The following is a 23,482-nucleotide window of genomic DNA, read 5'->3' as shown; positions in this document are numbered from 1 at the left end:
GGGCAAGGCGTTTTCATGAGCTCCACCATACTCAAACTCGCCGCCAAGCGCGTATTGGTGGCCCTCGGAACGCTCCTCATCGTTGCGGTTACCATTTTCTTTGCGACCGAAATGCTGCCCGGAGATGTGGCGGAAATTCTGCTGGGGCAGGCTGCTACACCAGAAGCCGTGGCAGGCTTGCGCGAGGCCATGAATCTCGACCAACCTGCGTTCCTTCGCTTTCTCTACTGGCTCGGAAATCTGTTTACGGGCGATTTCGGGGTTTCTTACGCCAACAATATGCCAATCGCAGATCTGATCGGCGGACGCCTCGTCAATTCGCTGAAACTCGCAGGCGTAACGGCTGCGATCTCGGTTCCGATTGCGCTGGCGCTGGGTATTACTGCTGCCATCATGCGCGGCACGCTCTACGATCGCATCGTGTCGATAATCACCATCTCGGTGATTTCGGTCCCCGAATTCATGGTGGCGACCATCGCGGTGATCGTCTTTGCGGTTTATCTCGGCTGGTTGCCGGCGCTCTCGATGGCCAATGAGGTGACATCGATCGGAGCACTTTTGAAAGCTTTCGCCATGCCGGTCATCACGCTGAGTTTCGTGATTTCCGCGCAGATGATCCGCATGACGCGGGCAGCGGTGGTCGAGACGCTCGACACGCCCTATGTCGAAATGGCTCTGCTCAAGGGCGCTTCGCGGCGCCGTATGGTAATGCGTCATGCGCTGCCAAATGCGCTCGGCCCCATCGTCAATGCCGTTGCGCTTTCGCTCTCCTATCTGCTCGGCGGCGTGATCATCGTGGAAACCATCTTCAATTATCCCGGTCTTGCGAAATTGATGCTCGACGCGGTTGCCACACGCGATCTGCCCCTGATCCAGACCTGCGCCATGATTTTCTGTGTGGCCTATCTCCTGCTCATCACGATTGCCGACCTCGTGGCCATCGCATCGAATCCGAGGCTGCGATAATCATGACCCTTTCTTCTTCAAATTCGCCAAAGGCACAGTCGCCCCGTTTCGGATATCGGATCAATGCGGTCGGTGCGGTATCTTTTCTAGTCATTCTCGCTTGGGCAGTCGTGGCGATTTTCGCGCCCTGGATCGCTCCTCATCCGGTAGGCGAAATCGTCGATTTCGATTTCTTTGGTCCCATGAGCGCGCAGTATCCGCTCGGCACCGACTATCTCGGTCGCGACATGCTTTCACGTATTCTTTTTGGCGCACGCTACACTGTGGGCATCTCGCTGGCCGCGGTTTTTGTGGCCTGCTTCTGCGGCGTCACGCTTGGAATGATGGCTGCCGTTATCGGCGGCTGGTTCGACGCCATACTCAGCCGTTTTCTCGATGCGCTGACGTCCATTCCAAGCAAGATCCTGGCGCTTGTCATCGTGGCGGCCGTTGGCTCTTCTATCCCGATCCTCGTCGCGACGCTGGCCGTCATCTATACGCCGGGTTCTTATCGTTTCGCGCGCGCCCTTGCCGTCAACATCAACACGATGGACTACGTCATGGTCGCCCGCGCGCGCGGCGAGAAGATCGGCTATCTCATTCGTTCCGAAATACTGCCAGGCATCATCGGGCCGGTGCTTGCCGATTTCGGTTTGCGCTTTGTGTTCATCGTTCTGCTGCTTTCCAGCATGTCGTTCCTCGGACTTGGCGTGCAGCCTCCCTTTGCGGATTGGGGCGCGCTGGTGAAGGAGAATATCGGCGGCCTGTCTTTCGCCGCACCGGCGGTCGTCTTTCCCTGCATAGCGATCGCGACCCTGACGATCAGCGTAAACCTGCTGATCGACAATCTGCCCCAGAAGATCCGCGATCGGAGCGAGTAGATGAGCAATCTTGTTGAAGTTCGCGATCTGCGCGTCGATGCGAGGACGGATTCGGGCCGCAAAGTAGAGATCATTCGCGGCGTCACCTTCGACATTGCCGAAGGTGAGATCGTGGCACTGATCGGCGAAAGCGGCTCAGGCAAGACGACGATCGCGTTGACCTTGATGGGATATACGCGTCCCGGATGCAGGATCGCCGGTGGCAGCGTTACGCTGGCAGGACAGGAAATGACCAGTCTCCCGGAGCGCAAGCGCGCCAGGAAGCGCGGCACGGAAGTATCTTACGTTCCCCAGAGTGCGGCGGCTTCCTTCAACCCGGCGCACACGATCATGGATCAGGTCGTCGAGGTGACGAAAATCCACCGGCTGATGCCGATGGATCAGGCGCGCAAAAAGGCCGTAGAGCTGTTCAAGGCACTGGCGCTGCCGTCTCCCGAAACCATAGGCGATCGTTATCCGCATCAGGTTTCAGGCGGACAGTTGCAACGCCTGTCGGCGGCGATGGCGCTGATTGGCGATCCGAAGCTTGTCATTTTTGACGAACCGACAACGGCGCTCGATGTCACGACGCAGATCGAGGTGCTGCGCGCGTTCAAGTCGGTAATGAAGAAGGGCGGCATCGCAGGTGTCTACGTCTCGCACGACCTTGCGGTGGTGGCGCAGATCGCCGACCGGATCGTCGTTTTGAAGAATGGCGAGGTGCAGGAAATCGGGCAAACAAAGAATGTGCTGGAAAATCCGCAGCATCCCTATACGCGCGAACTTCTAGACGCCTTCGAGCCCGCAGTCCATGCAAGCGCAGTTGCGTCTTCCGAGGCAGACGTCGAGAAACCGCTGCTTGTCGTCAAGGATATCGTTGCCGGTTACGGCGTCGTGGGTGCATCGGGTAATCCGAGCGTTGTTGCGGTCGATAATGTCAGCTTTGAGCTTCATCGCGGCAAGAATCTCGGCATTGTGGGCGAGTCCGGTTGCGGAAAGTCGACTTTGGCCCGGGTTATTGCGGGCATTCTGCCTGCCACGCACGGGAAAATTCTCTTCGAGGGTAAGGAGCTTGCAAGCGATCTTCGTAGCCGCAGCCGCGACGAACTGCGCGAGTGCCAGATCGTCTTTCAATCAGCCGATACGGCCCTCAATCCGGCAAAGTCGATTGCCGATATTCTGGCACGCCCGTTGAGCTTCTATCAGAGCATGAGCAGTAAAGAGCGGGAAGCGCGCATCGATGCGCTGCTCGACATGGTGCGCTTGCCGCGCACGCTGCGCTACCGCCGTCCGGGGGAGCTTTCGGGTGGACAGAAGCAACGCGTCAATCTGGCGCGTGCGCTTGCTGCCGACCCCAAGCTCATTCTGTGCGACGAGATCACGTCGGCACTCGACACGGTCGTCGCAGCGGCAATCATCGAACTTCTGAAGGAATTGCAGCGTGAATTGTCGCTTTCCTATCTCTTCATAAGTCACGACATCTCGACCGTGCGCGCCATCTGCGACGAGGTTGCGGTGATGTATGCGGGAAAGAAGATCGAGCAATTGAGCCCGGACGCGATGGGAAGCGAGGCGAGCCATCCTTATTCGCGGTTGCTTTTCTCTTCGGTGCCGAAGCTCGATACGGGCTGGCTCGACAGTCTGGAGCAGGACCCTGAACTGGTGCGTGAATTCTCCAGCCGCTAATCGGACAGGGCGTCTACTTCTCGAACATCGTGTCGAGAGGCAGATGCGTCTTGACGATTGGTGATTTCAGAACGACGAAACTGAAATATTTGTCGATGCCAACATCCATGTCGATCAGACGTTCCATGATCGTCTGATATTCGACGATACCGGCGGTGACGAACTTCATAAGGTAATCGTAGCCGCCCGATACCAGATGACATTCGATCACTGAATCGATCTTTTCGACCGTGGCAAGGAAGCGCGCAAAATCGATTTGCCTGTGGTTCTTCAGGGTAATTTCCGTGAAAACGGTCAATGTCTGGCCGAGCCTGGAAACGTCGATCTGTGCGGAATAGCCCGTAATAAAGCCTTCGGCCTGCAGCTTTTTAACCCGCATGAGACAGGGGCTTGGCGAAAGATGCACGAGTTCTGCCAGCTCGACATTCGTGATCCGCCCATTCTTTTGCAATTCGTAGAGAATCTTGAGGTCGATTCTGTCGAGTTTCATGGGCAAATCGTGAATTCCTGCTATTTCAGGCCGGATTATTACCCTTTTCACCTGCGGCTGCAAACCGGCTTTCCAACTTCGGATGAGGCATGAAGCGGCGCACCCATCTTCGCAATAATCACCTGTCTGAAGCTTCGCGAACCGTAGGATATTCTGTGCAGAGGCAATCTCTGACTTATGGGTTGGCGGCTTGCGCATTACGATGTGCGAAACTCTGGAGACTCGTCTATGTCCGCGCCGCTCATGCACATCGATACGACGCCCGTCTTGCCTACAGAGGCGGATGCCGTCGTGATTGGCGGCGGCGTGGTCGGTGTGTTTACAGCGTACTATCTGGCGAGACGCGGCGTTAAAGTCGCCCTACTCGAAAAGGGCCGCATAGCCGCCGAGCAATCGAGCCGCAATTGGGGCTGGTGCCGCCAGCAGAATCGCGACGCGCGCGAACTGCCGATGGCGACGAAAAGCCTCGATCTTTGGGACAAAGTGGCGGAAGAAACCGGGGAAGACATCGGATTCCGCCGTTGCGGACTTCTCTACCTTTCGCAGGACGAAAACGAGCTTGCAGGATGGGCAAAGTGGCGTGACTTCGCGAAAACGGTTGGCGTCACAACTCATATGTTGAGCACGGAAGAAGCCTCCGACCGCGGTAGAGGGACTGGTCGCAAGTGGAAAGGCGGCGTGTTTTCGCCATCCGACGGCACAGCCGATCCGTCCAGGGCCGTTCCGGCTGTGGCGCGCGCGATCATGACAAACGGTGGAACCGTGCACCAGAATTGCGCTGCCCGCGGGATCGAACTGAGTGCCGGACGAGTCAGCGGAGTGGTCACGGAAGCAGGCACTATCCGCACGAAAACGGTGGTCATGGCTGGAGGCGCGTGGGCTTCCTCATTCTGTAATCAGCTCGGTATCCGTTTTCCGCAGGCTGCGGTGCGCTCATCCATTCTTGCCGTCGCGCCGGGCGCGAATGGCCTGCCGGATGCGCTGCACACGGCACAAGTATCGCTGACGAGGCGCGGCAATGGCGGATATACGCTGGCGATAAGCGGTCGCGCGCGGGTCGATCCGACCCCCCAGCAATTGAGATTCAGTCGTGAATTCGTACCGATGTTCGCGCGCCGCTGGCGCAGCCTTGCTCCGGGAGCATTTCAGGGATGGTGTCAGGGCCATGAAACGCTGAAGAAGTGGTCGCTCGATGAGGTGACGCCGATGGAAGAAAACCGCATCCTCGACCCCAAGCCCGATATGAAGCAAATTCGCCTGACACATCGAAGAGCCTGCGAGCTTTTCCCCGAACTCGACCAGATTCCGGTCTCTGATATTTGGGCCGGCTATATCGACAGCACGCCCGATGGCGTGCCCGCGATCGGTGAAGCGGGAGGCATACCGGGTTTCATCCTCGCAGCGGGCTTCAGCGGCCATGGTTTCGGCATCGGCCCCGGTGCCGGACATCTGATCGCAGATATCATTACCGGCCATGAACCGATCGTAGACCCCGTGCCATACCGCCCGGAACGTTTGAACGCGGCGGCATGGGGCAAAGTCGCGGATTTTTAGGGGAAGGCTTTTGACGGGTTTACGACCGGCTTTGATCGCCGTTAACCGCGCGAGCTGGGTGTTTTTCGTTTTCTCGGCCAAACATATATAGAAATCGCAGGGACCAAAGGACGACAAGAGGCCGCAGTGATTTTTACCCGGCGACGGTTTTTTATGATTGCATCATTCTTCGGGTCAATCTTGCCGGGAAGGTTCGTGATGGCTGCAAACTCTGGACAGACCGATACGAAGGCGCTCGCGGCCATTCGACCGGGCGACCCGAAGGAAAAACTGGCCGCTGCGATGGGAGATCGTTGGCGTGAGCCTCGTCCAGAGGAAGCCGGATGGATAAAATATCTCGAAGAGCATTTCCGGTTCGTCGCGCGCCTCGACCGCGACGGCAATGTCGGTCAGACGAAGTTTCTATATAATTTCGATTCCGGCGCGGGAGTGGAAGGCTTGCACATGCTGATGCCCGAAGCTGATGTCCTGCAGACGCATCCTCAGCTCAAGCTCAGTGCTGCTCCCCCCAATTATCCCTACCGTTTCGGCACGTCGAAATTGAAAAACGGCGCCGAGCTGTTCGTCGAGGTTGGTCACGGGCGTATAACTCGTATGTCGATCGACAATCCCCTGGCTGTCTACCCGGACAGGGGGCCGATACCGCTGGCGAAGCCGTCCCAAACATTTGACGTTAGCATTGTGCCTGCTCTGCGGCCTCGCGGTAGCGTCGCACCCAACGGTTGGTGCTGTGGCTTGCCTCGCGGCATTTCTTCGCTGCAATGGCCGCTATCGAGCAAGTGCGGCTTTCCACTCGAACATCATTTCACAGTTCGGGTGCCGGAGCCTTACAGGGTCAAGGGACCACAATATATGGCGCTTGCACTGTTCAGCGACTCCAGCAGCGAAACCAAGAGCTCCGACGCGGTTTCCGATCTGATGAACATGGTTTTCGACGGTCGGGAATTGCCCGAAACCATTGAGCCGGATTTGCAGCCATTTCTCGACCACCTTCGCAATCGGCACCCGATGGAATTCCGCAGCAAGGACATTCTCTACTCCACATTCGCCGCAATCTGGCTGACGGAGGAAGAGTTCACAGGGGCCGAATGCGAGCCGCCAACGCCAGTACAGACGTCCGCGAACGCAATGTGCCGGCTGCCGGACTGGTTGGAAGCCAGTTCTGCTGAACGTCTCTTCGGATGGGATGGTAGGGAAGAGTTCAATGAGAATTATGCTCTGCATCGTCTGGCCGGGCGAAAGCCGTTGGATAAATGGGAGCTGCTGCTTCTTAAAACGTCAAAATTCGAAGGCGACCCAAACACCGGGCGTATGCCTGTCGACCGATTTGACATGTCTTCGAACAAGGATGGCTACGTGCCTAAATACAGCGAGGAATGGGACGCGCTGAACATCGATGTCTCATATGACGATTTGCATTTTGGCGGAACCGCCAGTCCCATGCAGGCCATGCCCGACCTTAGCCCGTTCTATATCGAATTCGAGGAAAGACTGGGAATGCTCAATTTTGGTGGAGGTAATGGTCAACTCGATCTGATTTCCATGCAAATCGACTGGGCGCAGTAGGTAAAGCGGGTCCGGTAGCGCTTTTCGCGCCCCGTTTTGCGCTGAGCTAGGCCCCACCAAAAGCGGCATTGAGAAATCCAAATGGTGCTGCAGGAGGTCGCTACTCCAGTCACCATTACAAAGGCCCCTCATGCAACGCGCTTGCCTTCTCGCCAGACGGCTGAAACGCGGGGCGGGCGGTCTTTCATGCTGTTGACGCGTGCGAGGTCGGCGCGACGACCGATCTCGATGCGTCCGCGATCGGTCAGCCCGGCCGCATCGGCCGGATTGGCGGAAATCAACCGGATGGCGTGCGGAAGGTCGATATCGGCGCGTTCAGTGAGCAGAAAGGCGGCCTGAACGAGGCTGAACGGCACGTAGTCCGATGACAGGATGTCGAGCGCATCGGCCTGCAGGAGGTCTAAGGCCGAGACATTGCCGGAATGTGAACCGCCGCGAACGACATTTGGCGCACCCATCAGAACATGCAGGCCGGAAGTCCGCGACAGTGTTGCGGCTTCAATAGTCGTTGGGAATTCAGCCAACGAGATGCCGAGCGTCACACTTTCCTCGACATGCGCGGCGGTCGCGTCGTCATGCGAGGCCATCGCTATTTTCGATGCAGCGCAGCGCTCCGCGATGAGCCGGCGGTTACGGTCCGAATTGGCTTCGGATTCGGCGATACGTCTGTCGCTATAGGCCTGGAATTCGATGTCGGAGAGTTTCTTCTTGCCCTGGTAGTAGATGCGATAGGCTTCGAGGCTGACGAACTGACGCTGGCCAGGCGCGTGGTCCATCAAAGAGGCAAGCCGGACGCGGTCGTTGCTGCTGATCAAATCGAAATGCTCGACGACATCCGGCACGGATACTTCGCAACGCAGATGGATGAAGTGATCGGCACGCAGCCGCCCGTCGGCGCTTGCTGCGGCAATCGTCTCGGCCATCGCCGACATATCGGCTGCGCCAAATTCCGTGTCGCCTTCCAGGCCGACGCGAAGCGCATCGAAGACTGTGGTGATGCCTGAGGTTGCGATCTGGCCATCATGCGCCTGCAGCGCGGCGTCGAGATTCCACCGAACCTTCGGGCGGGGCTGGAGATGGGTTTCGAGATGGTCGGTGTGCAATTCCACGCAGCCGGGGATCAGCGTGTCGCCATCAAAATCTTCACCGGCGCGAGTAGCTCCCGAAGCTATGTCTGAAATTTTCCCGTCGCGAACGACAAGCGTGCCATGCACGATCTCGTCGGCAAGGATGATGCGGGCGTTGGTGAAGATGTGTTCATGGGTCATTGTTTCAACCGTAGGCAGGCACGCGCAATTTGTGGCGTGTGTGAATAAGGAATGGGGAACGGGGTTCGGGTTCGACGAACAGGGACAGGGCGTCGACGACGACCGCGCGATCCAGCAAATCGCCGAATTGGGCACGGAGCCGATTTTCCGCCAAGCCCAGCGCCGTCTCATCGATCGGGCCGGTCAGCGTCATGTGGAAGCGAAAATCAGGGCCGACATGCGGATAGCCCCAATGTTCGAGGTTTTGCCGTTGCCGGGTCGATAGTTTATCCGGTCGCCGACGGGCGATTTCAGCTTCAGTAAGCGATGCGCGAAATGGTTCGAAGGCGGTGCGGACATCTGCCTCCAACGCCGCGAGGGCATCAGATTTTTCGTGCGGCGTCAGAGCGAGAAAGCTCCCGATACGCGTCAGGGAAAGAGGGCCGAGCGATATGCCTGCGCGGGTGCTTGAAAAGCTGGCAAGGGCCGTGTTCAACTCGGCCAGTGTCTTGCCCGCTGCAAGGTGAAACGGCGCTTTGAGCGTTGCATGGAATCCGTATCTGGCGGGATCAGCCACGATCGCATCGCTTTCTGGATCGTCACCACGCGTCGGCTTACCGTCGAATGCGTCACGGCCGAGCCAGTGTGCCGCATTTTGGGTCAGGGGATCGTCCTGCGCCGGTGTGAAGTAAATCGCGACACGCATCTCAGATCACCAGCCTGCGAAGCTGCTGCGAGATCAGGTCCATCGCGGTTACGGTCAGCACGATGATCAACAGGATCGCGGCCGATTCCGGATAATAGAATGCGCGGATCGATTCAAAGAGCACCTGCCCTATGCCGCCTGCGCCGATGATGCCAAGCACGGTTGCCGAGCGGATATTCGATTCCAGCCGGTAGAGCGAATAGGAAATCCAAAGCGGCAGTACCTGCGGGATGACGCCGTATATAACCTGCTGGATGCGGGAGGCGCCGGTTGTGCGTATGGCCTCCACCGGTCTCGGATCGATGGCCTCCACCGCTTCCGAAAAAAGCTTGGCCAATATGCCCGTCGTGTGAATGAACAGCGCCATGACACCCGCGAAAGGGCCGAGTCCCACGGCCACCACGAACAGCACCGCGAACACCACTTCGTGGATGGCGCGAAACAAATCCATCAGCCTTCGGACCGGCTGCAGAACCCACCATGGCACCATGTTGTGAGCCGACAGGATGCCAAAGGGAATTGACAGAATGACCGCTAGAAACGTTCCCCAGACGGCGATCTGGATCGTCACCACTATCTCTTCGAGATAGAAACGCCAGTCCGTGAAGTCGGGACGCAGGAACCCGCTGGCATATTCGGCCATATTGCCGGAATCGGTGAACAGATAGGTCCAGCGGCTCATTTCAGCCGGTCCCCAACTCACTCCCAAAACGATGAAGAGCGCGGCCAGCATGAACAGATTGCGCAGTCCCCCTTTGGCGCGTGCGCTTTCGGGTGCCGGTGCCGGTGCCTGAGACGGGGCATTGAGGGAATTCGAATGCGGCACTCCGTCTTGTGAGCGGCCGTTGGTCGATGCCGTGTGGTCCATTTCCGTGCACTCGCGTCGTGGCAGGCTAAAACTTGGAAAGAGAAAGGAGCGGCTCTGCCGGCCGCTCCTCCGCGCGGGCGTGATCAGCCCGAAGTAGCGAGTTCGGCCTCGTATTTGGCTTTCTGCTCGTTCAGTTCTCTCAGTTTTGCAGCCTTGGCATCGTCAGCAAGCGAAGCATCCGCCTCGGTCTGCGAGATCGACTTCGTGAGTTCCATGACGCGGATAGGCAGGAGTTGCTTGTCCGATGAGGTGCGGAACGGCGCCCATTTGAGTGCGGCGAGGATCTTCTTTTCTTCCGGCACATCACCCGTCGATTTGTCGGTGCCGTAGGTCAGGAAGAAGTCGCGGATCTTTGTCTTTGTTTCTTCCGGCAAATCCTTGCGCCAGACGATCGGGTCCGACGGGATGAGCGGGGAGCGCCAGACTTCACGGATTTTCTCGAAGGCTTTCGGCTGGTTCTGCTTGATCAGCGCCATGTTTTCGGTGTTGTTCGCCGCCGCATCGACCTGCTTGTTGGCAACCGCCATCGCGTTTGTTTCGTGATTGGCGTTGGTGATGTTCTTGAAGCAGTTTTTCGGGTCAATATTCCGGGCGCTGAACACGAAGGTCATCGGCACGAGGTAACCGGAAGTGGAGTTCGGATCGCCGAGGCCGAAATTCAGGGACTTGTCGCATTTCAGGACTTCATCGACCGACTGGATCGGTGAATCCTTAGGTACGATGATCACCGACCAATAACCGGGCTCGCCGCCAACCGGCACGCTCTGGATGAAGACCTCGCCATCGGCGCGGTCAACGGCTTCCATGGCCGATTTGTTTCCGTACCAAGCCATCTGCACCTTGCCAAAGCGCATGCCCTCGACAATGCCTGCATAGTCGGAGGCGAAGAAAGGCTTCACTTCAAGGCCGGTTTTCTCAGCCATGTCTTCAAGCAACGGTTCCCAGGTGGTTTTGAGGTTTTGCTGGGACTCGGTCGAAATGATGCCAAAGTTGATGACGTCCTGCGCGAACGCGGCCGAGGATAACAGGCAGGCGAACGAAGCCGCCGCCATTCTTTTCAGTGTGGTGTTCATTTTAGACTCCGGTGGTTGGAAAGATCAGGCGGTCATGCGGACCGGCTGATGGCCATTCGAGCCTGCCATGAAGGCGGGCGTTACATGTTCTGCCGGCATGTCCGGCAGGACCAGTTCTTCCGAGGCGGCGCCGTAAAGCTCCGCAAGGAATGCGTTTGAGAGCGCTGTCGATGGCCCGTCATAGACGATGCGTCCATCACGCATGGCCACGGTGCGTTTGCAGTAGCGCCGCGCATACTCGACCTGATGAAGCGACACGAGCACGGTGATCTTGTCCTGGACGTTGATGTTTGCGAGGACATCCATCACCCGCCGTGCCGCGGAAGGATCGAGCGCCGAGATCGGTTCGTCGGCGATGAGAATTTCCGCCTCCTGAACGAGCGTGCGTGCGATCGCAGCGCGCTGCTGCTGACCCCCTGAAAGCGTAGATGAGCGCTGCGCGGCAACCTGCGGGATGCCCACGCGGGCAAGCGCCTTGCGCGCTTTTTCCTTCTCATCCTGCTTGAAAATACCGAGTGTGCCGCGCCAGCGCGGTACGCGACCCAGATTGCCGACCAGAACATTGGTCAGGACCGAGAGCCGGCCGATCAGATTGAACTGCTGGAAGATTACGGAGACGACACCGCGGCGAACGGTACGCGCCAGCCGTCCGCCGGACTGCGTTACTTGTCCGAGCACTTCGACACGGCTGGTGTTGCCTTCGCCTGTCTCCAGCCCGGCAAGATGACGAATAAGCGTACTCTTGCCCGAACCGGACGCACCGATAAGGGCGACCATCTCGCCGCGCTTGAGTTCGAGCGAGACATTGTGGAGAGCTCTGGTTTTCCCGTAGTGCTTCGAGAGATTGGAGACACTGATCGCAGTCATGTTTAATCCTCGTTTTGGCAATTTTAACGATGCCGGATTACCGGCAGACGATGGATTGGTGACAGTTCTGTGAAGATTGAGTGCCGGTTGGCATCAAGCGGCCTCGTGTGCGGAAAAGGCGGAAACATCGATGATGCGCGTGGCAACCGCTTCGCGTACCGGGACATCATGGAAGATGCCGAGGATGGCCGTGCCGTGCTGCAGCTTTTCGCGGATCATCGCCACGACGATGTCGCGATTGGCCGCATCCAGCGAGGCCGTCGGTTCATCGAGTAACAGGATCGGATGATCCGTGATGAAACCCCGCGCAATGTTGACGCGCTGCTTTTCGCCGCCGGAAAACGTCGCGGGTGGGAGGCCAAAAAGTGCGGCCGGTAAATTCAGCCGTTCCAGCAGCGATGCGGCCCGGCGGACGGCCACCTCGCGGTCAACACCGCGCGTGATGAGGGGTTCGGCAACGACGTCGAGTGCAGAGACGCGAGGTACGGCGCGCAGGAACTGGCTGACATAACCGATGCTGTTCCGACGCAGGTCGAGCACGAGCCGTGCACCCCCCGAAGCAAGATCGGTCATGTTTCCGGTCTCGCTATCGCGCACCAGAATTTCGCCTTCATCGACAGCGTAATTGCCGTAGACCATCCGCAGAATGGACGATTTGCCAGCGCCGGAAGGCCCGCCCAAGACGACGCATTCGCCGGGGTGAACGACGAACTCGACATTGGAGACGACGGGCAATCGAATGCCGTCTCGCAGATGCATGACGAAGGATTTGGCTACTTTGCTGACGGCGAGTAGCGGAGCGGTGTCGTTTAACATCCTCATGACTCCGGAATTGAGGCGACGAGAAGCTGGGTGTAGGGATGGCATGGATCGTCAAGCACGCGATCTGTCAGCCCCTGCTCGACGATGCGTCCGTTCTTCATCACGATCATGCGCTGCGACAGAAGCCGTGCGACCGCCAGATCATGCGTGACGATCACCACGGCCAGCCCGAGATCGGAGACAAGCATGCGCAGCAGATCGAGCACGCGGGCTTGCACGGAAACGTCGAGACCACCCGTCGGCTCGTCCATGAAGATCAGTCGCGGATGCGTGACCAGATTGCGGGCGATCTGAAGCCGCTGGCGCATGCCGCCCGAAAAGGTGACCGGCTTGTCATCGATGCGTATACCGGCGATCTCGACCCGCTCCAGCCAGTCGGATGCCGTTTGCCGGATTGAACCATAATGCCTCTGGCCGACCGCCATCAGGCGTTCACCGACATTGGCTCCCGCCGAGACATGCATTCGCAAACCGTCTGCAGGGTTTTGATGCACGAAACCCCAATCGGTGCGCATCAGGAAACGCCGTTCGGCTTCGCCCAGATCGGCGAGGTCCGGGAAACGCCCATCGCGCATCCGGTAGCGTATTTCGCCGGCGCTGCGATCGAGGCGGCTGGATATGCAATTGAGGAGTGTGGTCTTGCCGGAACCGGATTCGCCAACGATGGCAAGGACTTCTCCTGGCCAGACGTCCAGAGAAACTCCGGTGCAGCCTATGAATGCGCCGTATCGGCGTTCAAGATTGCGGACGGACATGATTGGTTCAGCGCTCATTCCGCCGCCTCCCGTTCGGACCGATTTCCACCGTCGAGCGGCATGCCGGACCCATGGTGGCCTTCCGACCGGCGCGTCTCGCAATTGTCCGTGTCGGAGCAGACGAACATTCGCCCGCCACGGTCATCGGTGACGACCTCGTCGAGATAGACGTCCTGAGCGTCGCACAATGCGCAATGAGCCTCGAAACGCTGCACCGAGAACGGGTGGTCCTCGAAGTCCAGGCTCACGACCTTGGTGAACGGCGGCAATGCATAGATGCGCTTTTCGCGGCCCGCTCCGAAAAGCTGAAGCGCCGGAGAGAGATGCATTTTCGGATTGTCGAATTTCGGGATGGGCGAGGGGTCCATCACATAGCGGCCCTCGATCTTGACCGGATAGGCGTAGGTCGTGGCGATATGACCGTGCTGGGCGATGTCTTCGTAAAGCTTGACGTGGATGAGCCCGTATTCCTCCAGCCCGTGCATGATGCGGGTTTCCGTTTCTCGCGGCTCGAGAAATCGCAAGGGTTCGGGTATCGGCACCTGGTAAACGATGATCTGACCGGCGTTCAGCGGCGTTTCCGGGATGCGATGCCGTGTCTGGACGATTGTTGCCTCGACGGTCCTTGTGGTCGTCGCGACATTCGCGACCTTGGCGAAAAAAGCGCGGATCGATACGGCGTTGGTGGTGTCATCGGCGCCTTGATCGATGACCTTCAGCACGTCGTCTGGACCGAGGATCGCAGCCGTCACCTGTACCCCGCCAGTGCCCCAACCATAGGGCATGGGCATCTCCCGGGACGCGAAGGGGACTTGATAACCGGGAATCGCTATCGCTTTTAAGATTGAGCGGCGGATCATTCGCTTGGTCTGCTCGTCGAGATAAGCGAAATTGTAAGCTGGAAGGGCGTGCGCGATGGTCATTCTGCGGCCTCGCTGATCGATGTTGCTGCTTCATCGGCTTGTGCGGTTTCGCCACGCAGACGGCGCAGGAGTTCCAGTTCAGCCTGGAAATCGACGTAGTGGGGAAGCTTCAGATGTTCGACGAAGCCTGTTGCCTGGACATTGTCGCAATGTTCGAGGACGAACTCCTCGTCCTGCGCTAGCGCCAGTCGCTGCTCGTCAAACTCGTCAGCCCGCAGCGCTCGATCGACCAGACTCATGGCCATGGCCTTGCGTTCGGATTGGCCGAAAACAAGGCCGTATCCACGGGTAAAGCGTGGCTCGCCGTCAGCCATTTCCTTGAATTGAGACACCATCTGACATTCGGTCACGCGGATGCTGCCGACCCGAACGGGAAAACCGAGTTCCGGCATGTCTATTTCGATATCGACCAGCCCAATGCGTATTTCACCGACAAAGGGGTGGGTGCGCCCGTAGCCGCGCTGCGTCGAATAGCCGAGCGCCAGCAGAAAACCTTCATCGCCGCGCGCCAGGGCCTGCAATCTGAGATCACGCGAGACGGGATAGCTCGTCGCCTCGCGGGTAAGGTCGGAAGGCTCGTCATCGCCCGACCCATCCGCCTCGATCAAACCTTCCGAGCCGAGCATATCCATAACGCGCGGGCAGCTTTCCTGCGCTATCGGCGACCGGCGAATTGGCTCATCCACCGGTTCGTCGCCCGCCATTGCGGGGTCGATCAGACGATGTGTGTAGTCGAATGTCGGGCCGAGCAATTGTCCGCCGGGAATATCCTTGAAAGTCGCCGAGACACGGCGCTCGATGCGCATGACGCCCGTGTCTATCGGCCGTGCGTGACCGAACCGGGTGAGCGTCGTGCGATAGGCGCGCATCAGAAAGATCGCTTCGATCAGGTCGCCACGTGCCTGACGTACCGCCATAGCCGCAAGCTCAGGATCGTAGAGCGAACCTTCCGCCATGACCCGGTCGACCGCCAGCGAGAGCTGACCGGCGATTTGAGAAAGTGAAAGCGCGGGCACGTCCCGCTCGCCGCGGCGGCGATCCGCCATCAGCCTGTGTGCGTTGGCAATCGCGGCCTCGCCACCCTTAACGGCAACATACATGGCTCAGACCTCCGTGATTTGCGTCGTGCGCGGCAGCGCAAGAAGTGCAGTGCCGCAATGCAGGATGAGGTCGAAGCCCAATGGAAACAGCGTTGCGTTTCGCGCCATCGCATCCCGGAAGCCGGCTGGCAGCCCGATGGGCGAGATCATCGCGCTTGTCTCGATGCCGGGACCGGTGAGCTTTAGGGGGCTACCCCCATGCAAGGCTTCGACCGGCAGAAGCAGCGTTGCAGAGCGATCGGGATAGGACGAGTTGCCGATCGAAAAATGTGACCAGTTCTCGATAGCGCTCGGCATCGCGAGAACAGCGAAAGCCGCCACACTGGGCGTACCAGCCTCAGGTGCACCGGTTTGAAAGCTGAGCCAGGCCTTGGCCGCGGCGCAGTCAGCATCCTCGAACCAGGCCGGCGTATCGTGATCGGCAAACGTGGCGAGGAACGCCGATGCGGCTGAAGAAAGGGGGGTGGGAGCGCGAGTTACATCACCAGCATCCACGATCCGCCCTGGATTCGCCATCGCCTCCATGACTTCACGAAAGACAGCTTGGGATCCGAAGACCGGATCGGCGAAACCGCCTTCGAACGCGGCATTGTCGTGCAGTTCGCCCATTAGTCTTCGCCTCGAACCAGAGTGAAGAAATCGACCCGCGTGGCTTCGGTCTCGGCGGCTTGTCGGGCCGCCTCATCATTTTGCGTTTCGAGCGCCGGGATCACGAACTCGCGCTCGATCCGGTCGGCCCAGTCAGCACGCTGGGCCAGTGCATCGAGATGGGCGATCATCTGTGCCTTTGACGTGTCGCGGCCCAGTATGACCGAATGGCCGACTTCTCCGCTGTCGATACGGACGCTTGCCCGGCTGACTGTGGCTTCGCCCAAATTGAACAATGCGCCGCCTCCGCCTGCCCGGCCACGCAACATGACCATGCCGATTTCCGGCCCGCGAACGGGTGACGGTGCTGGCATTTCGACTTCGAGGGCGGCGTAGCGTTCGTACAGCGCAGCCGCATCGCAAGCTGCCAGCACATCAAGTGTGCGTTTTCGGGCCAAATTCGCGGAAGACATTTTGTCTGAAACCTAATTTGTCTATTTGTATAGATAACTAATCCTATGTATGGTTTTACCCGACAGAGCATGACGGCTTCATGACAACCCACGCGACCCGGAGCGAAAAAATTGATCCTCATTGATGACGGAATTTCCCGGTGGCGCAGGGTCGCAGATGAAATCCGCTCCGCGATCACAAGCGGCACCGTAGAGACTGCATTGCCGCCGGAAACCGAGCTGGCGGCGCGATATGGCGTAAACCGTCATACCGTGCGCAGGGCCATAGCGTCCCTTGCGTCAGAAGGCATTTTACGTGCCGAAAGGGGACGCGGAACGTTCGTGAATGAAATTCCGCGGCGCATACAATATCCGGTGGGAGCCAGAACGCGCTTCTCCGAGAACATGCTGAAGCAGTCGATCGAGCCTTCCGGCAGGCTCATCCGGTCTGAGAGTGTGGCAGCGGATGCAGCAATTGCGTCCTTGCTGGAGTGCCGTGTCGGCGCGTCGCTGCACCGTCTCGAAAGCCTGTCCGTGGCGGACGGCGTGCCGATGTCGCGATCGACATCCTATTTCCCGGTAGAGCGGTTTCCCGGGATCGTCATCGCCTATGCCGAGACCGGCTCCATCACTGAAGCCTTGAAGCGCGAAGGCATTGCGGACTATCGGCGGCGCGAAACCCGGCTCACGGCAGAGCGGGTTTCAGCCAAGGATGCCGAGCTTCTGAATTGCGGCTCAGATGCGATCGTTCTGGTAAGCAAGGCAATCGACGTTGATCTCGACGAGCGGCCAATCCAGGTGATCCGGACGAAGTTCCTGGCCGACCGCATGGAACTCGTCATGCAGCATAAGAGTGATCCAGCCAAAGGGGACGATGCGGCTTAGTGTTGAGTAAAGCCTATTGGCTGCCGCGTTTGCGGCAGCCTGCCGTCGTCGACCTTCATCAGGCAGATGCCAGATGGCCCATGGTTGGGTCGGGAATGACTACGATTGCGCCCCCGTCCCGAACATTGTCGTGAAGATGGATCACGTCCTGATTGAGCAGTCGAATGCAGCCCGACGATACGGACTTCCCAATGGACCATTCCTGCGTGGTTCCATGCAATCTGTAGAGCGTATCCCTTCCATTCTGGTGGATGTAGAGCGCGCGGGAACCGAGGGCATTGTCCAAGCCGGGCGGCCAGCCGCCATTCGCGATGCTGTAGGGCTCAAGCTCGGGTTGACGCGCAACCATCGTATCCGGCGGGTTCCATCGCGGCCATTCGCGCTTATACGCAACGACGGCTCTTCCCGACCAAGCAAACCCGTCTCTTCCAACGCCGATGCCATATCGCGTTGCCCGGCCGCCGGGCAGAACGTGATACAGATATTTATTAGGCGTATCGACGATCAGCGTGCCCGGTCGTTCATCGGATGAATAATCGACTTCCGTGCGCCAGAATTTCTGATCGATTTGCGAAACATTGACCTCAGGGATCGGAAAACGCTCCTGCGGCATGGCAAAATACATCGGCGGCGTTTCGGCAACCGGTGCAGCTTTCGGTGTGGGAGGGGGAGGAGGGGCTTGGGTGGTTGAACAGCCTGCCAGGACAATGGCGGATGACCCGACGAGAAAGGCGCGTCGGCTAACTTTGCTTGTCTGGCCCGATGGCCTATTTTGAGAACTCACGCTGCTGGGCATTACTCTACTCGTTCGTTGCGATGACGACCAAGGAGTTTCCCAACCTTAAGCCCGCCTTAAGGAGGCCGATATTTTCCATCACTCGGACGACGGGAGAAGTCGATGCGAATTCTTGTGGTGGAAGACGATGAGATGCTGAAGGATGGTCTGCAGGTCGGGCTTTCCCTCAACGGCTTTACCGTGGATTGCGTGGCCACCTGCCAGGATGCAAATGCCGCCGTCGAGCTTCACTATTTCGATGCCGTCATACTCGACCTGATGCTGCCCGACGGATCCGGCCTCGATATACTGAAAGATCTTCGCAGCAGTGACCGCCATACACCGGTGCTCCTGCTGACCGCACGCGACAGCGTTTCGGACAGGATTGCCGGTCTCGACAGCGGGGCGGACGACTATCTGGGAAAGCCGTTCGATCTCGATGAAGTCGCGGCTCGGCTTCGTGCGCTCATTCGCCGGTCTTCAGGGCAATCCAACGCGGTGCTCGCATTCAACGGGATAGAGCTCGATCCCTCGCGATTGACCGTTGAGAAGTCAGGTGAACCAATTCACCTCTCTCGTCGGGAGTTCTCGGTCCTCCATGCATTGATGGCGAATGCGGGACGCGTCTTGTCGAAAGGAAGGCTTGAGGAAACCCTGTACGGCTGGCAGGAAGGCGTGGAAAGCAACACGGTCGAAGTCCATGTTCATCATCTGCGCAACAAGCTCGGCCCCGGCATCATCGAAACCGTGAGGGGTGTTGGCTACCGTTTGGGAGAGGCATGCGGATGATTTCGATGCGCGCCCGCCTCTTTGGCATATTGCTGATAACGACCGGTCTTGTCTGGCTCTCAGCTATGGCATGGATTTTCTTCAGCACCGGGGCGGAATTGCAAAACGTGCTGGATGCAAGATTGCGCGAGGCGGCCCGTATGGTCAGTTCTCTGGTCGTACGTGAGGATCTCGATGGCAGCCGTTCTCCTTCAGAACAGGCCGAACTTTACTCTCCAGTCTATGATCGCCAATTGTCGTGCCAGATATGGACCCTCGACGGCGCCTTGATCAGCAAATCGGAAGGCGCGCCCACGGAAAAGCTCGGTTACGATGAGGAGGGCTTTTCGGAAACTGTCGTGCAGGGTGAAGCATGGCGCGTATATTCGGTCGTCAATCCGGAGACGAATCTTCGTGTCATGGTGGGCGACAGAATCCACTTTCGCGAACAGCTCGTAAACAACATGCTGAAAGGGCTTCTGCTTCCCGGCCTGCTCATAATGCCTATCTTGGCAGGATTGATATGGCTGAGCATCGGACGTGGATTGTCGCCGCTGAAGAACATTGCGACCAATCTTTCGACACGCAACGCAACCGATTTGGAACCCATCGCCAACACGTCGCTCGCCAAGGAAATCGTTCCGGTTGTACGCTCGTTGAATGGGCTTTTTGCGCGCGTAGCCAGCGCGCGGGATCGCGAACGGAACTTTACGGCCTTCGCTGCCCACGAGTTGCGGACACCATTGGCGGGGCTGAAAACACAGGCTCAGGTGGCGTTGGCCAGCAAGGACGACGCAATACGCGACAAGGCGCTCTCCCAGATCGTTCTTGGAGTTGACCGGACCGGACGTCTGGTAAAGCAGTTGCTGGATATTGCCTCGATCGAGGCAGCGGAACCCGAATCCAAAGCGGTGCCGGTCGATCTAGGGGATGCGCTGAAACGCCTGCGCAGCGAACTGCTCAGCCACGTCGCGCCTGCTGTCGATGTGAAGATTGACGATGCGCTGTTCGGCACGATTGTCCATACCGATCCCGATCTTCTACGGCTCGCTACCCGCAACCTCATGGAAAATGCTTTGCACCATACGCCCTCGAACGGAGTGGTGAGATGCTTCATGTCTCGCAGCCAGGATTCGATCGAACTGCGCATCGAAGATCAGGGTCCAGGCATACCGCAAGAGGAACTGGCACTTGTGACGGAGCGATTTTTCCGTGGGCGCTTTAAAGCGCCAGTCGGAAGCGGTTTGGGCCTGAGCATCGTCGAACTCGCACTCAAGCAGATCGGCGCCCGACTTTCGCTGGTAAACAAGGCCGATGGCGGACTATCTGCGCGGATTACCTTGCCGGTCGGACAAAAGATTTCTGATGAACCTAACGCTTGAGCCACTGCCATTCGGCATTATGAGAAATGATTGATGATGCCGATCCCCGTTTCGTTGGTGCTGTCCATCTTCATCAGGGCCGGGATCGCTTCGTGAAGCGTCATGGACCGTGCGATCAGCTTTTGGGGCATCAGCTTGCCCGTTCGGATCATGTCCAGCATTGCATCGTATCGCCAAGCCTGCATGCCGTGGCTGCCATAGATTTCCAGCTCATGCGCGATAATTTGCGCCATGGGTATCTTTGGGGTCGTATTTTCACCGAGCATCAGCCCGATTTGAACATGCCTTCCGCGCCGGCGGAGGTTTTTGATCGAGTTGAAGCATGTCTCAGGGTGACCGAGCGCATCGATGGACAGATGTGCACCGCCACCCGTGATGTCGCGTATGGCTTCGACGACGTCCGGCACCTTACGGCTGTTGACGATGGCGACTGCGCCGAGTTTGCGGGCAAGTTCCAGCTTGTCGTCTGCGATATCGACTGCGACGACCTGTGCGCCCATTCCCGTGGCGATCATGATCGCTGACAAGCCTACTCCGCCACTGCCATGCACCGCGACCCATTCTCCGCCGCGTACGCGACCTTGATCGACCACCGCACGGAACGAGGTCGCAAAGCGGCATCCAAGACTGGCTGCTGTCGCGTAATCCATATCCTCAGGCAACAGAACCAGATTGTTGTCGGCGTAGTCGATGGCGACATATTCGGCGAAAGAACCCCAATGCGTGAATCCGGGCTGAAACTGATCTTCGCAGACCTGCTGATTGCCTGAGTGGCATTCGCGGCAATGGCCGCAGCCCGATACGAAGGGCACTGTCACGCGGTCGCCCACCCGGAACCGTTGGACATTGCGGCCCACAGCCGAGACCACGCCAGCAAATTCGTGTCCGGGAACATGAGGCAGCCGGACATCGCTGTCATGTCCCACCCAGCCGTGCCAGTCGCTTCGGCAGAGGCCCGATGCCTTGACCTCGATGACAACGCCTCCCGCGGAAGGCGAGGGATCAGGAACGTCTCGAACCTCTGGACGCTGACCGAAGGCTTCGAAGATCATGGCTTTCATTTCAAGAGATCCTCGCTATTCCAGAATGATCAGTTGTTCGTGGCACTCTTACAGAGCGGCGCGGCAAATTTCCATGCAGGGTTCGGCCTTCCGGTCATCTTGCCAATTGGCGCATACGGTTCATGCGGCGTGGATCGACGAAGACTCCAGATTGTAGGCAATACAGTTTGGCACGTTCGCAATCGAAAGCGGCAACATGACCGACACGAGAACAACGATCGACGTCGATCAAAAATCTACGATCGAGGGATGGGGCAGCGGGCTGCTGGGTGTGATTATTTTCAGCGGCTCATTGCCGGCAACCCGCGTGGCTGTCGCCGATTTCTCTCCATTATTTCTGACTTCGGCGCGAGCAGTGATCGCGGCGCTGCTTGCGGCTGTGCTTTTGGTGATGCTTCGTCAGGTCAGGCCAGCGCGTCACGACATAACGGCTTTGTCGATTGTCATGCTGGGGGTCGTTATCGGTTTTCCGTTGCTGACGGCACTGGCTCTGCAATACATAACATCGGCCCGATCGATCGTTTTTATCGGCATATTGCCACTGGCAACTGCCGTTTTCGGGGTCTTGCGTGGCGGTGAGCGTCCAAAACCGTTGTTCTGGACGTTCTCGATACTTGGCAGCGCCACGGTGATCGGCTTCGCTTTATCGAACAGTGACGGAGCCTCGTTGACGGGCGATCTTCTGATGATTGCAGCCGTTATTCTTTGCGGCTGGGGTTATGCAGAAGGCGCCGTTCTTTCGCGCCGGTACGGCGGATGGCAGGTCATTTGCTGGGCTCTTTTGCTTGGTTTGCCATTTATGCTGCCATTGGCCATCGTGACCCTTCCAAGCACTTGGGGGGATATTACCGTCCCGGCTTGGATCGGGCTGGCCTATGTTTCGGTGTTCAGCATGCTCGTCGGGTTTGTCTTCTGGTATCGAGGCCTGGCGATCGGGGGCACTGCCACCGTCGGTCAGTTGCAACTGCTCCAGCCTTTCCTCGGGCTCTTGCTTGCTGGTTTGCTTCTTGGGGAACACGTGGCGTGGACGATGATCGCGGCTGCACTTTTGGTGGTCGTTTTCGTTGCTCTGGCCAAAAAATTCGCCTGAAAGGCCAATAATGCGCGGCGGCTTTGGTAGCCGCCGCGCATTGACATAAGCAATTTAGAATTCGGCTGTCATCGGATTGGGGCCAAGGCGCCCGTCACGGTCGTCCAGCTTTGCGATTGAAGCGAGATCGTCGGCGTCCAGTTTGAAGCCGAAGACGTCGAAGTTTTCCTCGATGCGGCTTGGTGTGACGGATTTTGGAATGGCGATCAGACCATTGTCGAGATGCCAGCGTATGATGGTCTGCGCGGGCGTGCGGCCGTGCTTGGTTGCGATGGCTTCAATTGCGGGGTCGCTCAAAAGCTTGCCCTGTCCGAGTGGGCTCCAGGACTGCGTGGCGATGCCGCGTTCCTTATGTGCTTCGCGCAGCGCCGTCTGCTGAAAGCGTGGGTGAAGCTCGATCTGGTTGAGCACGGGCGTCACGCCGGTCTCGGCAATCAGGCGGTCGAGATGCTCGACCTGAAAGTTCGAAACGCCGATGGAGCGGACGCGGCCCTCTTCATGCAATTTGATGAAAGCACGCCACGTGTCGAGGTAGAGTTCCTTCTTCGGTGCCGGCCAATGGATGAGGTAGAGATCGATATAGTCGAGGCCGAGCCGCTTCAGGCTGGCGTCGAAGGCTTTGAGCGTCGTGTCGAAACCCTGCTCGCTATTCCAGAGCTTGGTCGTGACGAAGATGTCCTCGCGGGCGACATCGGAATCGCGCAGGCCTTTGCCGACGCCTTCCTCGTTTTCGTAAATAGCGGCGGTGTCGATGTGGCGATAGCCAGCATCAAGTGCGGCGCGTACGGCAGTGACGGCGGTGTCGTTGGGGGTCTGCCAAACACCGAGGCCGACCTGCGGGATCGATTTTCCGTCGTTGAATTTAACGCTGGGCTGAGTGGTCATGGTGAAATCCTTGTTCGGCAAAAATGATAAAATACGGGCGAGGGGAGGATGGCCCGAAAATGCACGAGTGACCTATCTGGGGAGGGAGGGGTGCGAGATCAACCGGAGAAGTTGTTGCGCAAGCCGAACACGAG

The 23,482-nt window shown here is 58.4% G+C and carries 24 protein-coding genes; 9 read left to right on the top strand and 15 right to left on the bottom strand.

Going from position 1 to position 23,482, the window contains the following annotated elements; all coding sequences use genetic code 11:
* The first annotated feature begins 15 nt into the window (after positions 1-15).
* The 3 genes from ABFT80_RS20200 to ABFT80_RS20190 are packed head-to-tail and all read left to right on the top strand — an operon-like array spanning position 16 to position 3,491.
* The gene (locus ABFT80_RS20200) at positions 16-966 is read left to right on the top strand and encodes an ABC transporter permease (RefSeq protein ID WP_347973748.1); all 951 of its coding nucleotides are present in this window, start codon (positions 16-18) and stop codon (positions 964-966) included.
* Complete coding sequence (locus tag ABFT80_RS20195; RefSeq protein ID WP_455189976.1) at positions 963-1,826, top strand: ABC transporter permease; 864 nt, start codon at positions 963-965, stop codon at positions 1,824-1,826. Before ABFT80_RS20200 ends, ABFT80_RS20195 begins: the two co-directional genes overlap by 4 nt.
* Positions 1,827-3,491 (top strand): ABC transporter ATP-binding protein, encoded by a 1,665-nt coding sequence (locus tag ABFT80_RS20190; RefSeq protein WP_347973746.1) that lies wholly within the window; start codon positions 1,827-1,829, stop codon positions 3,489-3,491.
* A 13-nt stretch (positions 3,492-3,504) separates the two neighbouring features.
* Here the strand turns inward: ABFT80_RS20190 and ABFT80_RS20185 are convergent, their stop codons facing one another.
* A complete protein-coding gene (locus ABFT80_RS20185; protein ID WP_347973745.1) occupies positions 3,505-3,981 on the bottom strand; it encodes an Lrp/AsnC family transcriptional regulator in 477 nt (158 codons plus the stop codon).
* Between the two features lie 228 nt (positions 3,982-4,209).
* Here ABFT80_RS20185 and ABFT80_RS20180 point away from each other — a divergent pair, with 228 nt between their 5' ends.
* Positions 4,210-5,535: an NAD(P)/FAD-dependent oxidoreductase gene (locus ABFT80_RS20180; RefSeq protein WP_347973744.1), complete on the top strand. Its 1,326-nt coding sequence runs from the start codon at positions 4,210-4,212 to the stop codon at positions 5,533-5,535.
* A 153-nt stretch (positions 5,536-5,688) separates the two neighbouring features.
* Positions 5,689-7,101 (top strand): DUF7256 domain-containing protein, encoded by a 1,413-nt coding sequence (locus tag ABFT80_RS20175; protein WP_455189973.1) that lies wholly within the window; start codon positions 5,689-5,691, stop codon positions 7,099-7,101.
* Between the two features lie 128 nt (positions 7,102-7,229).
* Here ABFT80_RS20175 and ABFT80_RS20170 read toward each other — a convergent pair whose 3' ends face one another.
* From ABFT80_RS20170 to phnG, 11 genes are all read right to left on the bottom strand, one after another.
* Positions 7,230-8,369, bottom strand: a complete 1,140-nt coding sequence (locus ABFT80_RS20170) for an alpha-D-ribose 1-methylphosphonate 5-triphosphate diphosphatase (protein ID WP_347973742.1) — start codon at positions 8,367-8,369, stop codon at positions 7,230-7,232.
* A 4-nt stretch (positions 8,370-8,373) separates the two neighbouring features.
* Positions 8,374-9,054, bottom strand: a complete 681-nt coding sequence (locus ABFT80_RS20165) for a DUF1045 domain-containing protein (RefSeq protein WP_347973741.1) — start codon at positions 9,052-9,054, stop codon at positions 8,374-8,376.
* Between the two features lies 1 nt (position 9,055).
* Positions 9,056-9,922 (bottom strand): phosphonate ABC transporter, permease protein PhnE, encoded by an 867-nt coding sequence (phnE, locus tag ABFT80_RS20160; RefSeq protein WP_347973740.1) that lies wholly within the window; start codon positions 9,920-9,922, stop codon positions 9,056-9,058.
* A gap of 83 nt (positions 9,923-10,005) precedes the next feature.
* Positions 10,006-10,995 carry a phosphonate ABC transporter substrate-binding protein gene (gene phnD / locus ABFT80_RS20155; RefSeq protein WP_347973739.1) on the bottom strand — a complete coding sequence of 330 codons (990 nt, stop codon included), beginning with the start codon at positions 10,993-10,995 and terminating at the stop codon, positions 10,006-10,008.
* Between the two features lie 24 nt (positions 10,996-11,019).
* Positions 11,020-11,862: a phosphonate ABC transporter ATP-binding protein gene (gene phnC, locus ABFT80_RS20150; protein WP_347973738.1), complete on the bottom strand. Its 843-nt coding sequence runs from the start codon at positions 11,860-11,862 to the stop codon at positions 11,020-11,022.
* A gap of 93 nt (positions 11,863-11,955) precedes the next feature.
* Positions 11,956-12,678, bottom strand: a complete 723-nt coding sequence (phnL, locus tag ABFT80_RS20145) for a phosphonate C-P lyase system protein PhnL (protein ID WP_347973737.1) — start codon at positions 12,676-12,678, stop codon at positions 11,956-11,958.
* A 2-nt stretch (positions 12,679-12,680) separates the two neighbouring features.
* Positions 12,681-13,457: a phosphonate C-P lyase system protein PhnK gene (gene phnK / locus ABFT80_RS20140; protein ID WP_347973736.1), complete on the bottom strand. Its 777-nt coding sequence runs from the start codon at positions 13,455-13,457 to the stop codon at positions 12,681-12,683.
* On the bottom strand, positions 13,454-14,362 hold the full coding sequence (locus ABFT80_RS20135) for an alpha-D-ribose 1-methylphosphonate 5-phosphate C-P-lyase PhnJ (protein ID WP_347973735.1): 909 nt from the start codon (positions 14,360-14,362) through the stop codon (positions 13,454-13,456). The genes phnK and ABFT80_RS20135 overlap by 4 nt, the downstream gene beginning before the upstream one ends.
* Positions 14,359-15,462, bottom strand: a complete 1,104-nt coding sequence (locus ABFT80_RS20130; protein WP_347973734.1) for a carbon-phosphorus lyase complex subunit PhnI — start codon at positions 15,460-15,462, stop codon at positions 14,359-14,361. The genes ABFT80_RS20135 and ABFT80_RS20130 overlap by 4 nt, the downstream gene beginning before the upstream one ends.
* A 3-nt stretch (positions 15,463-15,465) precedes the next feature.
* A complete protein-coding gene (gene phnH / locus ABFT80_RS20125; protein ID WP_347973733.1) occupies positions 15,466-16,071 on the bottom strand; it encodes a phosphonate C-P lyase system protein PhnH in 606 nt (201 codons plus the stop codon).
* The gene (phnG, locus tag ABFT80_RS20120) at positions 16,071-16,523 is read right to left on the bottom strand and encodes a phosphonate C-P lyase system protein PhnG (RefSeq protein WP_347973732.1); all 453 of its coding nucleotides are present in this window, start codon (positions 16,521-16,523) and stop codon (positions 16,071-16,073) included. Before phnG ends, phnH begins: the two co-directional genes overlap by 1 nt.
* A gap of 111 nt (positions 16,524-16,634) precedes the next feature.
* Between phnG and phnF the strand changes: the two genes are divergently transcribed.
* A complete protein-coding gene (phnF, locus tag ABFT80_RS20115; RefSeq protein ID WP_347973731.1) occupies positions 16,635-17,387 on the top strand; it encodes a phosphonate metabolism transcriptional regulator PhnF in 753 nt (250 codons plus the stop codon).
* A gap of 58 nt (positions 17,388-17,445) precedes the next feature.
* Here phnF and ABFT80_RS20110 read toward each other — a convergent pair whose 3' ends face one another.
* Complete coding sequence (locus ABFT80_RS20110; RefSeq protein WP_347973730.1) at positions 17,446-18,183, bottom strand: L,D-transpeptidase; 738 nt, start codon at positions 18,181-18,183, stop codon at positions 17,446-17,448.
* A 102-nt stretch (positions 18,184-18,285) separates the two neighbouring features.
* On the opposite strand from ABFT80_RS20110, the gene ABFT80_RS20105 reads away from it, so the two are divergent.
* A complete protein-coding gene (locus ABFT80_RS20105; protein WP_347973729.1) occupies positions 18,286-18,951 on the top strand; it encodes a response regulator transcription factor in 666 nt (221 codons plus the stop codon).
* A gap of 5 nt (positions 18,952-18,956) precedes the next feature.
* Positions 18,957-20,312 carry an ATP-binding protein gene (locus tag ABFT80_RS20100; RefSeq protein ID WP_347973728.1) on the top strand — a complete coding sequence of 452 codons (1,356 nt, stop codon included), beginning with the start codon at positions 18,957-18,959 and terminating at the stop codon, positions 20,310-20,312.
* A 17-nt stretch (positions 20,313-20,329) separates the two neighbouring features.
* Here ABFT80_RS20100 and ABFT80_RS20095 read toward each other — a convergent pair whose 3' ends face one another.
* Positions 20,330-21,373, bottom strand: coding sequence for a zinc-dependent alcohol dehydrogenase family protein (locus ABFT80_RS20095; protein WP_347973727.1), 1,044 nt, complete (start codon positions 21,371-21,373; stop codon positions 20,330-20,332).
* A gap of 196 nt (positions 21,374-21,569) precedes the next feature.
* Between ABFT80_RS20095 and ABFT80_RS20090 the strand changes: the two genes are divergently transcribed.
* Positions 21,570-22,463 (top strand): DMT family transporter, encoded by an 894-nt coding sequence (locus ABFT80_RS20090; protein WP_347973726.1) that lies wholly within the window; start codon positions 21,570-21,572, stop codon positions 22,461-22,463.
* A gap of 54 nt (positions 22,464-22,517) precedes the next feature.
* On the opposite strand, the gene ABFT80_RS20085 is transcribed toward ABFT80_RS20090, so the two are convergent.
* On the bottom strand, positions 22,518-23,348 hold the full coding sequence (locus ABFT80_RS20085; RefSeq protein ID WP_347973725.1) for an aldo/keto reductase: 831 nt from the start codon (positions 23,346-23,348) through the stop codon (positions 22,518-22,520).
* Positions 23,349-23,482: the final 134 nt, after the last annotated feature.

The organism is Foliimonas ilicis (assembly GCF_039939195.1).
In the GTDB taxonomy this organism is placed as follows: Bacteria; Pseudomonadota; Alphaproteobacteria; order Rhizobiales; family Rhizobiaceae; genus Foliimonas; species Foliimonas ilicis.
This window is presented reverse-complemented; position numbering and strand designations above follow the sequence as displayed.